The 11,942-nt window shown below is 74.9% G+C and carries 10 protein-coding genes; 4 read left to right on the top strand and 6 right to left on the bottom strand.

Translation table 11 applies throughout. From position 1 onward, the window contains the following. Positions 1–17 precede the first annotated feature (17 nt). On the top strand, positions 18–716 hold the full coding sequence (locus ACIQKA_RS31595) for a gamma-glutamyl-gamma-aminobutyrate hydrolase family protein (RefSeq protein WP_383435473.1): 699 nt from the start codon (positions 18–20) through the stop codon (positions 714–716). On the opposite strand, the gene ACIQKA_RS31590 is transcribed toward ACIQKA_RS31595, so the two are convergent. Further along, positions 717–2,171 (bottom strand): purine-cytosine permease family protein, encoded by a 1,455-nt coding sequence (locus ACIQKA_RS31590; RefSeq protein WP_383435470.1) that lies wholly within the window; start codon positions 2,169–2,171, stop codon positions 717–719. A 69-nt stretch (positions 2,172–2,240) separates the two neighbouring features. Between ACIQKA_RS31590 and ACIQKA_RS31585 the strand changes: the two genes are divergently transcribed. Together ACIQKA_RS31585 and ACIQKA_RS31580 are read left to right on the top strand one after the other, a co-directional pair. Further along, positions 2,241–2,891 carry a TetR/AcrR family transcriptional regulator gene (locus ACIQKA_RS31585; RefSeq protein WP_402543065.1) on the top strand — a complete coding sequence of 217 codons (651 nt, stop codon included), beginning with the start codon at positions 2,241–2,243 and terminating at the stop codon, positions 2,889–2,891. A gap of 268 nt (positions 2,892–3,159) precedes the next feature. Further along, positions 3,160–4,788 (top strand): amidohydrolase, encoded by a 1,629-nt coding sequence (locus tag ACIQKA_RS31580; protein WP_402543064.1) that lies wholly within the window; start codon positions 3,160–3,162, stop codon positions 4,786–4,788. Between the two features lie 14 nt (positions 4,789–4,802). Here the strand turns inward: ACIQKA_RS31580 and ACIQKA_RS31575 are convergent, their stop codons facing one another. Further along, the gene (locus ACIQKA_RS31575; RefSeq protein ID WP_402543063.1) at positions 4,803–5,858 is read right to left on the bottom strand and encodes a LysR family transcriptional regulator; all 1,056 of its coding nucleotides are present in this window, start codon (positions 5,856–5,858) and stop codon (positions 4,803–4,805) included. A 253-nt stretch (positions 5,859–6,111) separates the two neighbouring features. Between ACIQKA_RS31575 and ACIQKA_RS31570 the strand changes: the two genes are divergently transcribed. Continuing rightward, complete coding sequence (locus ACIQKA_RS31570; RefSeq protein ID WP_390111873.1) at positions 6,112–7,293, top strand: TDT family transporter; 1,182 nt, start codon at positions 6,112–6,114, stop codon at positions 7,291–7,293. Here ACIQKA_RS31570 and ACIQKA_RS31565 read toward each other — a convergent pair. The 4 genes from ACIQKA_RS31565 to ACIQKA_RS31550 all read right to left on the bottom strand — a co-directional run bounded on the left by ACIQKA_RS31565 (position 7,220) and on the right by ACIQKA_RS31550 (position 11,698). Then, on the bottom strand, positions 7,220–7,945 hold the full coding sequence (locus ACIQKA_RS31565) for a helical backbone metal receptor (protein ID WP_402543062.1): 726 nt from the start codon (positions 7,943–7,945) through the stop codon (positions 7,220–7,222). The two genes, ACIQKA_RS31570 and ACIQKA_RS31565, sit on opposite strands and share 74 nt — an antisense overlap. A gap of 28 nt (positions 7,946–7,973) precedes the next feature. After that, positions 7,974–8,525 carry a helix-turn-helix domain-containing protein gene (locus ACIQKA_RS31560; protein WP_383159047.1) on the bottom strand — a complete coding sequence of 184 codons (552 nt, stop codon included), beginning with the start codon at positions 8,523–8,525 and terminating at the stop codon, positions 7,974–7,976. A gap of 166 nt (positions 8,526–8,691) precedes the next feature. Then, entirely contained in the window at positions 8,692–10,479 is a 1,788-nt protein-coding gene (locus ACIQKA_RS31555; RefSeq protein WP_402543061.1) for an ABC transporter permease/substrate binding protein, read from the bottom strand. Further along, complete coding sequence (locus ACIQKA_RS31550; protein WP_402543060.1) at positions 10,472–11,698, bottom strand: glycine betaine/L-proline ABC transporter ATP-binding protein; 1,227 nt, start codon at positions 11,696–11,698, stop codon at positions 10,472–10,474. The genes ACIQKA_RS31555 and ACIQKA_RS31550 overlap by 8 nt, the downstream gene beginning before the upstream one ends. Positions 11,699–11,942 lie beyond the last annotated feature (244 nt).

Genomic DNA, 11,942 nt, shown 5'->3' with positions numbered 1-11,942 from the left:
CCCCTGGAGGAATCCGCGTGTCCGAGCCGCTCATCGGCGTGACCACCTATCTGGACCGGGCCCGCTGGGGGGTGTGGGACATGGAGGCGGCGCTGCTGCCCGCCCCGTACCCCCGGCTGGTGCGGGAGAGCGGGGGCATCGCGGTGATGCTCCCGCCGGACCGGCCGGCCGTCGCGGCGGCGGTCGTGGCCCGGCTCGACGGGCTCGTCGTCGCGGGCGGGGCGGACGTCGAGCCCGTGCGGTACGGGGCCGAGCCCGACCCCCGCACCGGCCCTCCGGCCAGGGAGCGGGACTCCTGGGAGCTGGCCCTGATCGACGCGGCCCTCGCCTCCGGCACCCCGCTCCTGGGCATCTGCCGGGGGATGCAGCTCCTGAACGTGGCCCTCGGGGGCACGCTGGTCCAGCACCTGGACGGGCACGTGGAGGCGGTCGGGGTGATCGGCCGGCACAAGGTCGAGCCGGTGCCGGGCACCCGCTACGCCTCCCTGGTGCCGGAGACGGCCGAGGTCCCGACCTACCACCACCAGGCCGTGGACCGGCTGGGCGCGGGACTGGCGGTCTCGGCCCGCGCGGAGGACGGCACGGTGGAGGCGGTGGAGGCGGCCGGTCCGGTCTGGGCCCTCGGGGTGCAGTGGCACCCGGAGATGGGCGAGGACCGGCGCGTGATGCGGGGGCTGATCGAAGCGGCGGCAGCGGCGGCCGGCGGACGTACCTGATCAGCCGGCCGCGCGGGCGGCGAGCAGCGTGCGGTCGCCCCGCATCAGGAGGGCGTAGAGGGCGGCGGAGACGCCCATGCCGACGGGCAGGGAGAGGTCGACGCCGCCGAGGGCCGAGGCCACCGGCCCGGTGTAGAGGGTGTTGACGCAGAGGGCCGCGGCGGCGACGCCGCAGACGAGGGCGAGCGCCCCGGCCCGGTTGACGCCCGCGGTGTACCAGAAGGGGCTGCCGGGGGTCTCGTCGGAGAGCGCGGCGCCGTCGTAGCGGCAGCGGCGCAGCAGGACGTCGGTGGCGTAGAGGGCCATCAGGGGGCCGACCAGGACCGTGATCACCTGGAGGGCGTTGCTGACGGTGTCCAGGAAGTCGGAGACGAGGACGCCGTACAGGGTCAGGGCGACGGCCACCGCGCCGTCGAGGAGGACGCTGGCGGAGCGGCGGACGCGCAGGCCGACGGCCTGGAGGGCGAGCCCGGCGCTGTAGGCGGTCAGGGCGTTGATCGCGACGGTGCCGAGGACCAGGGCGAGCAGGAAGACCGGCACGAACCAGCCGGGCAGGAGCTCCTGGAGCGCGGTCTGCGGGTCGGTCATGTCGACGGTGGTGGCCGCGAGGGCGCCGAGCGAGGAGACGACGACGCTGGGCAGGAAGGCGCCGAGGGCGGTCCAGCCGACGATCGCCCGCTTCGGGGCGGTGCGGGGCAGGTAGCGGGAGAAGTCGGCGCTCGTGGTGTACGAGAGCGGGCCCGAGGCGATCATCGTGGTGCCCGCGAGGAGCAGGGACCACAGCTCGACGCCGGAGAGGCGCGCGGCGGGGGCGTACGAGAGGTCGGCGTGGAGCAGGACGGCGAACGCGACGACGGCGAAGGCCCCGGTGAGGACGAGCGTGATCGGCAGGTACAGCCTGATGATCAGGCCGTGGCCGTAGACGCTGATGACCAGCGTGAGGGCGGCGATCGCCACGATGACGGCCACCTCGACGGGGACGGTGACGGCGAGGCCGGTCTTCTCCACGAGCGCGAAGGCGGCGGTGGCCGCGGCGGCCAGGTTGAGGGCGAAGTAGCAGACGGAGACCAGCCAGCCGCCGACCGCGTTGTTCACGCGGTTGCCGAGGACGCCGTACACGGCCCGGGTGATCACCTCGCTGGGCGCGCCGGCGGCCGGGCCCGAGGTGGCGAGCAGGCCGGTGAGCACCCAGAAGAGGTTGCCGACGACGATCACGCCGAGGGCCTGCCAGAGGGTCAGGCCCATGAGGATCAGGGCGCCGCCGATGACCAGGCTCAGGTAGTTGACGTTCGCCGCGGCCCACACGGAGAAGAGTTCGCGGGGGTGTCCGTGGCGTTCCTCGTCGGGGATGCGGTCGATGCCGTGGGCCTCGACGCGGCCGGGCCGGTCGGCGGCCGGAGGGGTGACCCGAGCGGCCTCGGGGGCCGGGTTCTGGTCGGGGATCGTGGAAGCCATGCGGCCCTCCGGAAGCGTGTGGTGCCCACCTGGTTGCTTATTGGTCGCACACTCAATAGCATCCCCGGTATGTCGTCAAGCGTTGAGCGCAAGCGCGTTCGGAAAACTCCGGAAGCCCGGCGCGCGGAGATCGTGGAGACCGCGGCCCGGGTCGCCCTGACCGAGGGCCTGGAGTGCGTCACCCTGCGCCGGATCGCCGAGGAGCTGGCCGTGCGGCCGGGTCTGATCAGCCACTACTTCCCCTCCGCGGAGGAGCTGGTGGCCGAGGCGTTCGCCGTGGCCTCCACCGGTGAGCTCGACTCCCTGCTGCCCGCCGAACGGCCGCACGGCACCCCCGCGCAGTACCTCGCGCGCTACTTCGCCCTCTCGGCCGGAGAGGCGTACGACGACATCAGCCGCCTGTGGATCAACGCCCGGCACCTCAGCCGCTACCGGCCCGTCCTGCGCGACCGGGTCGCCGAGCAGGAGCGCGCCTCCGACGACCGCCTCGCAGGTCTCATCCGCGAGGGCGTCGAGCGGGGCGAGTTCCGCACGGACGACCCGCGCACGACGGCCATCCAGATCCTGGTGGTCCTCGACGGCCTCGGCGCCCATACCAACACCGACCGGGGGAACCGGCCGGAGGCGGTGACCCGCATGGCCGTCACCACGGCGGAACGCGAACTCGGCCTGGCGGCCGGGGCGCTGACGGGGACGCCACTGCCGGCGGCGCCGAGCTGATCCGTACGGGCGGGCCGTGCGGCACGGCGTCCCGGCGGGCGGGGGCGCTCCGTACAGGGTGATCCGTGCGGGCCGCTCGCGGCACGCCGTCACGCCGGACGGGGCCGGCCCGTGCGGGCCGCTCCCCGCGGTCCCCGCCGCTCTTCGCGGACCGGGTCGCAGGGCCCGGTCCGCGCGGGCGCCGTCCGTACGCGTGCCCGCCCTCCGCCCGCACCACCCCCGCATCCGTACCGCCGAAGAACACCCCGCGACCCTCCCTGGAGCCACCGTGCGCACCCGTCTCGTCCTGCTCTCCGCCCGTCTGCTCGATCCCGGCACGGGGGCGTTCCTGCCGGAGACCGCGCTCGCCGTCTCCGACGACGGCCGGATCGCGGCCCTGGGCGACGACCGCGAGATCCGGGCGCTCGCCGGTCCCGCCACCACCGTGGTCGACCTCAAGGGGGCCGTCGTCACTCCCGGGCTCGTCGACGGGCACGTGCACCTGGTCACCGGCGCCGAGCTGACGCACGGCCTGGACCTGTCGTACTGCGCCGACCTCGACGACGTCCGGGAGGCGCTCGCCCGCGAGGTGCGGACCCTGGAGCGCGGGGCGTGGCTCTTCGGCTGGGGCCTCGACCCGAACGTCTTCGGCGACCGCCCCATGGGCACCGCCCCCTTCGACTCCGTCCTCGACGGGGTGCCCGCCTTCCTGCTGCTCTTCGACGCCCACTCGGCCCTCGCCAGCCGCCGGGCCCTCGAACTCGCCGGGGTCGACGGCCCCCGCACCTTCGACCAGGCCTCCGCCGAGGTCGTCTGCGACGCCGACGGGCGCCCGACCGGCCTCCTCCAGGAGGACGCGGCCTGCGAGCTGGTCGAGCGGGTCGCCCCGGGGCCGACGCGCGAGGAGAGCCGGGAGCGGCTCGCGGCCGCGCTGCGCGCCATGGCCGCCACGGGCCTGACCGGCGGCCACGCCATGGACGCCAACGGCGACAGCCTCGCCCTGTACGGGGAGCTCGACGCGGCCGGTGAGCTGCCGCTGCGGCTGCGGGTCGCGCCCTGGTGCCAGCCCGGCACCGACGCCGACGGCGTACGGGACCTGATCGGGCGGCAGGGCACCGGCGGAGCGCTGTGGCGGGTCGCCGGCGTGAAGCTCTTCATGGACGGGACCATCGACAACGGCACCGCGTGGCTGGAGCGGCCGGACTGCCACGGCGAGTCCACGCACGCGTTCTGGCCGGACCCCGAGGTCTACACCCGGATCGTCGGCGAGCTGCACCGGGCGGGCGTGCCCACCGCGACGCACGCCATCGGGGACGCGGCCGTCCGGCACGTCCTCGACTCCGTCGAGAAGGCGCGCGCCTCGGGCGGCGGCGAGGTGCGGCACCGGGTCGAGCACATCGAGACCGTCCCGGACGACACCCTGCGCCGCTTCGCCGGACTGGGCGTCCTCGCCTCCATGCAGCCCACCCACTGCTGCGACTTCACCCGGGCCGACCACACCGACAACTGGTCGCGCCGGCTCGGCGAGGAGCGCGCCTCGCGCGCGTGGCGCTGCCGGGACCTGCTGGAGTCCGGGGCCACCGTGGTCCTCGGCTCGGACTGGCCGATCGCGCCGTTCCCGCCGCTCGGCGTGATGGCCGGGGCGCGGCACCGGCGCCCGAGCCGCGACCTCGACCGGGCGCCGCACGGGCCCGAGCAGGCGCTGACGCCGCTGGAGGCGCTGCGGGGCCTGACGACGGCTCCGGCGTACGCGGCGGGCGAGGAGCACGAGGCGGGCCGGATCGCCCTCGGCCACCGCGCCGACCTGGCCGTCTTCGGCGGCGACCCGCTGACCACGGCGGCGACGGAACTGCCGGACCTGCCGGTCCTGCTGACGGTCCTGGACGGGCGGATCACCCACCGCGCGGCGAACGTCTGATCAGCGGCCCCCGGTCACCGGGGCCGGTCGCGGGTCAGGGAGAGCAGGTCCCGGGCCGGGCCCGTGGGGCGGTGGCCGGCGGGCCAGACGGCCCGCAGGTCCCGGCGGAGCAGCACCCCGTCGACGGGAACGGCGACCAGCCGGCGGGAGGCCAGCTCCTCGGTGATCGCGAGTTCGCTGAGGACGGCCGGGCCCGCCCCGCTGACGGCGGCGGCCTTCACCGCCGTCGTGGAGGCGAGTTCGAGGAGCGGCCGCGCGAGGCCGCCGTGGGCGGAGAGGGCCGCGTCGAGGACCTGCCGGGTGCCCGAGCCGCGTTCCCGCAGCACCAGCGGGGTCGCGGCCAGCTCCGCCGGGTCCAGCGGGGCGCGGCGGCGGGCCCACGGGTGCGAGGGGGCGGCGACGATCGCGAGGCGGTCGTGCGCGACGACCACGCCGTCGAGGCCGTCCGGCACCGCGAGGCCCTCCACGAAGCCGACGTCCGCCTCGCCCGTGAAGAGGCGTTCCGCGACGGCCGCCGAGTTCCCGGCCTGGAGGGACACGGCGGTGTCGGGGCGTTCGGCGCGCAGGGCGATCAGCCAGCCCGGCAGCAGGTACTCGGCGATCGTCATGGACGCGGCCACCCGCAGCCGGGAGTCGCGCCGTCCGCGCAGGGCCTGCGCCCCGGCGTCGAAGGCCTCCGCCGCCTCCACGACCCGCCGCGCCCAGTCCGTGACGAGGGCGCCCGCGTCGGTGAGCCGGGAGCCGCGCGGCGAGCGGTCGACCAGGGCCATCCCGAGCTGCCGTTCCATGGAGCGGATCCGGCTGCTCGCGGCGGGCTGGGTGATCCCGACCTCGCGGGCGGCGGCCCCGAGGCTGCCGTGCCGGGCGACGGCGAGGAGCAGTTCGAGCGCGCCGAGATCGGGGACGCGGTGGGAGAGGTGGGGGCGGGGGGCGCCGGCCACTGCCGGAGCGCTGCCCGTCGCCGGACCTCCGCCGGGTGCCGGACCACTACCGCCCGCCGGACCACCGCCCGTCACCGGCCCACCGCCGGATGCCGGACCACTGCCGTCCGCCCGACCACTGCCCGTCATCGGACCGCCAGCGGACGCCGGGCCTCCACCGGACGCCGTTCCGTCACGGGACACCGGGCCGCCGCCACGGGACACGGGACCACCGCCCGGAGCCGCCCCGCCCCGGGACGTACCGCCCCGTGCCCCGACCCCGTGCGCACCGTCGTCCGCGCGGGCGCCACCGTCCCGCGTTCCCTTACCCATAAACCCAGCTTATGGCGTCATAGCCCCATGATCCCTGGTCCGGGCCCGGGAACGGGACGAGGGTGGAGCCATGGCAAGCGTCGCACCCCTCCGCCCGGCCCCCCTTCCGGCCCCCCGCGCCACCACCCCCGGCGCCCGGCCGGACCTCCGGGGCCGTTCCGTCCGTCACCTCGGACCCAACTGGTACGCCTCCGTGATGGGCACGGCGATCGTCGCCACCGCGGGCGCCGCCCTCCCGGTGCACGTCCCCGGTCTCCGTACCGCCTGCGCGGCGGTCTGGGCGCTGTCGCTCGCGATGCTGCTCGTGCTGCTCCCGGCCCGCGCGCTGCACTGGATCCACCACCGCGACCGGGCCCGCGCCCACCTCATGGACCCGGCCGTGGCCCCGTTCTACGGCTGCCTGTCGATGGCGCTGCTCGCGGTCGGCGGCGGAGCGCTCGTCGTGGGCCGGGACTGGATCGGGCTCCCGGCGGCCGTCGCGCTCGACACCGTCCTGTTCGCCGCCGGCACCCTGATCGGCCTGGTGGCGGCCGTGGCCGTGCCGTACCTGATGGTGGTGCACCACCGGATCGAGGGCGCGTCCCCGGTGTGGCTGCTGCCGCTGGTCGCCCCCATGGTCTCCGCCGCCCTCGGCCCCCTGCTCGTCCCCCACCTGCCGGCCGGACAGGCCCGGCAGACGCTCCTGATCGCCTGCTACGCCCTGTTCGGCCTCAGCCTGCTCGCCACCCTGGTCGTGCTGCCCCTGGTCTTCGGGCGGCTCGTCACCGGCGGCCCGCTCCCGCTCGCGCTCACCCCCACCCTCTTCCTGGTCCTCGGCCCCCTCGGCCAGTCGACGACCGCCGCGAACAAGTTCGCCGACGCGGCCCCGGGCGTGCTGCCCGAACCGTACGCGCACGGCTTCACCGCCTTCGCCGTCCTCTACGGGGTGCCCGTCATGGGCTTCGCGCTGCTGTGGCTGGCGCTCGCGGGCGCGATGGTGCTGCGGGCGCGGCGCCGGGGCATGGGCTTCGCGATGACCTTCTGGGCGTTCACCTTCCCGGTCGGCACCTGTGTGACCGGCGCCGAGGGGCTGGCGCAGCACACCGGCCTGGCCGCCTTCCGGTGGCTGGCGGTCGGCCTGTACGCGCTCCTCGTGGCGGCCTGGCTGGTGGCCGCCCTCCACACCGCGCGCGGGCTCGTCAGCGGCGCGCTGCTCGCAGGGCCCGGGACAGCCGCTCCGGAGCCTCGGCCAGCGACGGCCCGTACCAGGTGAGCATGCGCCCGTCGACGAGGGCGGCGGCGGTCCCGGGGAACGCCTCGGGGCCGTCGTCGCGCGTGAAGCGGTAGGGCTCGTCGGGCAGGACGACCAGGTCGGGCGCGGTGGCGCGCAGCCCGTCGAGCGGGAGGCGGGGATAGCGCTCGGGATGGCCGGCGTACGCGTTGCGGACGCCGAGGCGGGCGAGCAGGTCCCCGGCGAAGGTGTCGCGGCCCAGGACCATCCAGGGGCGGCGCCAGATCGGCACGACGGCGGTGAGCGGCGCCTCCGGGCGCAGGGGCTCGACCGCCGCCCAGGCCTCCTCGGCCTCCGCCAGCCAGCGGGGGCGGCGGGACGCGCCGCAGGCGGCGAGGACCCGTTCCAGCTCCCGCAGCCCCTGGTCGAGGGTGCGCACCTCGGTGACGAGGACGCCGAGCCCGGCGGCGCGCAGGGCGTCGAGGTCGGGGGCGCGGTTCTCCTCCTCGTTGGCGAGGACGAGGTCGGGGCGGAGGGCGGTGATCGCGGGGACGTCGGGGTTCTTGGTGCCGCCGATCCGGACGACGTCGAGGCCCTCGGGGCGCGCGCACCAGTCGGTCGCGCCGACGAGGGCGCCGGGCAGGGTGACGGCGACGGCCTCGGTGAGGGAGGGCACGAGGGAGACGATCCTCATCGCCGCGCCTCCGGAGTCTCCCGGTCCCTCACTCCTCCTCCGCCTCGACGTGCTCCCCGATCGCCACGATCAGGAGCCGGGTGCCGGGCTCGGTGGCGCGCCAGCGGTGCCGTACCCCGCCGGAGAGGTAGAGGGTGTCCCCCCGGTCGAGCCGGTAGGCGCGGCCCTCGGCCTCGACCTCGGCGGCGCCGTCGGCCACGTAGAGCAGCTCGTCGTTGCGGTGCTGGAACTCGCGGCCCGCGTCCTGCTCGCCGGTGAACTCCAGGGCGTGGAGCTGGTGGCGGCCCCGGACCAGGGAGCGGACGCCCTCGGGCAGGTCGGGGGAGGTCTCCCCGGACCGTACGACGTCGACGGTGCGGGAGGCCTCGGCGACGGCGAGGAGTTCGCCGGCCGTGGTCTCCAGGGCCCCGGCGACGAGTTCGAGGGAGCGGCGGCTGGGGCGGGCCCGGTCGTTCTCGACCTGGCTGAGGAAGGGCACGGAGAGGCCGCTGCGGGAGGCGACGACGGCCAGGGTGAGCCGGAGCGCTCTGCGGCGCCTCTTGACGGCCGCGCCCACGCGGGGTGATTCCTTCTCGTCCATGTCGGCTCCCTCCCTCGTGCCCGTCGCGATCCTCGTACCGGTCGGTTACCTGAACCTTACGCAGCTTTGGGGCGGTGTTTCGCGTCGTGCGGAAAAGGGGTGGTCGCCGAACACGTTCGGCGACCACCCCTTTTCGGACAGGAACCGTTCCGGTCCCGTCGGGCGGCTACTGCGGGGTGAGCTTCTCCGCGAGGCCGGGGTTCCGGTCGAGCCAGGTGCGGACGGCCTGCTGCTCCTTGCCCTTGCCGGTCTCCTGGATGACGGCTTCGAGGTCCGTGAGCTGCTTCTCGGACAGCTCGAAGTCCTTCAGCCAGGCGCCGACCTCGGGGTTCTCCTCGGTGAAGCCCTTGCGGGCGAGGGTGTGGACCCCGTCGCCCCTGCCCCAGCTCCCCTTGGGGTCCTTGAGCTTCTTCAGCTCGTGGGCGGAGTAGGCCCAGTGCGGGGACCAGAGGGTGACGACGACGGGCTCCTTGCGCTCGTAGGCGCGCTTCAGCTCGGCGAGCATGCCGGGGGTGGAGCCGTCGACGACCTTGTACTCGCCCTCCAGGCCGTACTCCTTGAGCACCTTGTCCTTGAGGATGCCCATCATTCCGGCGCTGGGCTCGATGCCGACGATCCGGCCCTTGAACTGCCCGGCCTTGCCCTTGAGGTCGGCGAGGGAGTCGACGCCCTTCACGTACGAGGGGACGGAGAGCTCCAGGGAGGTGGGGCCGTACCAGGAGCCGAGGTCCTCCAGGTCGTTCTCGTACTTCTCCCAGTACTGGGCGTGGGTGACGGGGAGCCAGGAGTCGGTCTGGAAGTCGAGCTGTCCGCCGGCCAGGCCGGTGTAGAGCGCGCCGGCCTCCAGCTGCTTGGTGTCGACCTCGTAGCCGCGCCGCTCCAGGAGTTCCTTCCACAGGTACGTGGAGGCGATGCCCTCGTCCCAGGGGATGTAGCCGATGCTGACCTTCTTGCCGTTGCCGCCGGCGCTTCCGGAGCCGGTGCCGAGGAAGCCGGTGCCTCCCGCCACGAGGGCGAGGACGACGACGCCGACGAGGGCGGTGACGGGCTGCGGCCGGTGGGCCCAGAGCTTGGCGCCGGGGCGCCTGGCGGTCGCGGCGCGCGCCTTGGCGGCGGCGCGGCGGCCCAGCGGGGAGACCTGGCGGCCGAGGGCGCCGGTCATCCGGTCGAGGTACATGGCGAGGACGACGATGGAGACGCCGGCCTCGAAGCCGAGGCCGATGTCGACGTTGCCGATGGCGCGGTAGACGGCGCCGCCGAGTCCGCCGCCGCCGACCATGCCGGCGATGACGACCATGGACAGGCCCAGCATGATGACCTGGTTGACGCCGGCCATGATGGTCGGGAGGGCGAGCGGGAGCTGCACGCGCAGCAGGGTGTTGCGCGGGGTGGTGCCGAAGGCCTCGGCGGCCTCGACGAGTTCGCCGTCGACCTGGCGGATGCCGAGCTCGGTCATGCGGACGCCCGGGGGCAGCGCGAAGACGATGGTGGCGATGATGCCGGGGACGACGCCGACGCCGAAGAAGATGATGCCGGGGATCAGGTAGACCATCGCCGGCATGGTCTGCATGAAGTCGAGGACCGGGCGCAGGACGGCGCTGACGGTCTTCGAGCGGGCCGCCCAGATGCCGAGCGGCACGGCGATCACCAGGGTGACCAGGGTGGCGACGAGGACGAGCGAGAGCGTCGCCATGGCCTCGTCCCAGAGCTGGACGGAGTCGACGAGCGCGAAGCCCGCGAAGGCGAGGAGGCCGGCGGCGAAGCCGCGCAGCCACCAGGCGACGACGGCGAGGATACCGGCGAACAGCAGCGGCTGCGGCGCGGACAGGACGGCGTCGATGCCGTCGTAGAGGCCGGTGACGCCGGTGGTGACGGCGTCGAAGAGCCAGGAGAACTGGGACTGGAGCCAGTCGACGGAGCTGTCGACCCACTGCCCGAGGGGGAGCCTAGGCACCGGCGGTCACCTCCCGCCCGCTCTTCGCCGGGACGTTTCCGCCGCCGTCCCTGGGGTCGGGGCGCTTCGGGCCGGAGTCCTTCGTGACGGCCGTATCGGCGCTCCGCGCGTCCTTCGCTCCGAGGCCCTTCGTGGCCGCGCGCCTGTCCTCGACGCCCTTCGTGGTCACGTCGTTCACGGTGGCGTCGTGCGTGCCGAGGCCGCCCATCACGCCGAGGAGGCGCTCCGGGGACACGACGCCGAGGACGGTGCCGTCGGCGTCCTCCACGGTGACGGGGTGCGGGGCGCCGGCGGCGACGGCGCACAGGTCCGCGACGAGGGTGTCGGGCCCGACGGGCCGGCAGGCGCAGCCGTCGGGGCAGTCGGCCGCGGGGGCGCCCGGCGCCATGACGGCGGAGGCGGTGAGCACCCGGGAGCGGTCGACGTCCTGGATGAAGGAGGCCACGTAGTCGTCGGCGGGGCGGACGAGGATGTCCTCGGCGGTGCCGAGCTGGACGATCCTGCCGTCGCGCATGACGGCGATCCGGTCGCCGAGGCGCATGGCCTCGTTGAGGTCGTGGGTGATGAAGACGACGGTCTTCTTCAACTGCTTCTGGAGGACGAGGAGCTGGTCCTGCATGTCGCGGCGGATCAGCGGGTCGAGCGCGCTGAACGACTCGTCCATGAGGAGCAGGTCGGCGTCGGTGGCGAGCGCCCGGGCCAGGCCGACGCGCTGCTGCATGCCGCCGGAGAGCTCGTCGGGCCAGGACTTCTCCCAGCCGGCGAGGCCGCACAGTTCGAGGGCCTCGGCGGCGCGGGTCTCGCGCTCGGCGCGGGGCACGCCCTGGACCTCCAGGCCGTAGGCGGCGTTCTCCAGGACGTTCCGGTGCGGGAAGAGCGCGAAGTGCTGGAAGACCATGCTGATCCGGCGGGAGCGGACCGCGCGCAGGTCGCGGGGGGAGAGGGCGGTGAGGTCGTCGCCGTCGAAGAGGACCCGGCCCGCGGTGGGTTCGAGCAGGCCGTTGAGCATGCGCAGGAGGGTGGACTTCCCGGAACCGGACAGGCCCATCACGACGAAGATCTGGCCGGGCTCGACGACGAATCCGGCGTCCACGACGGCCGCCGTCGTCCCCTCGGCGCGCAGCTCGTCGCGGTCGGCGCCGTCCACCAGCCTGCGGACGGCTTCGTCGGGTCGTCTGCCGAACACCTTGTACAGGTGGTCGGCCTGGAGCCTGGACACATACACCTCACGGGTAGCAACGAAGAACGGCCCCGCCACCCCCGCGAGGCCGGACCGCGGAGCCCGCGGGATCGGCCCGCGCCCCGTCGCGCACGCAATCCTTTCGTCGGATTTCCGTACCGGGGTTGACTCCGGGCACGCGCATGCCCGGGGCCGAAGGTCGCAAACGCAAAGGTGACACGGGTCACGGAAGAACGGCCCGGAAGACCCGTTCGAGGTGCTCCCCCGGCGCACCGCGCCGCGC

The organism is Streptomyces sp. NPDC092045 (assembly GCF_044756005.1).
Lineage (GTDB): Bacteria > Actinomycetota > Actinomycetes > Streptomycetales > Streptomycetaceae > Streptomyces.
The sequence above is the reverse complement of the archived record's forward strand: the minus strand, read 5'-3'. Positions and strand labels throughout refer to the sequence as shown.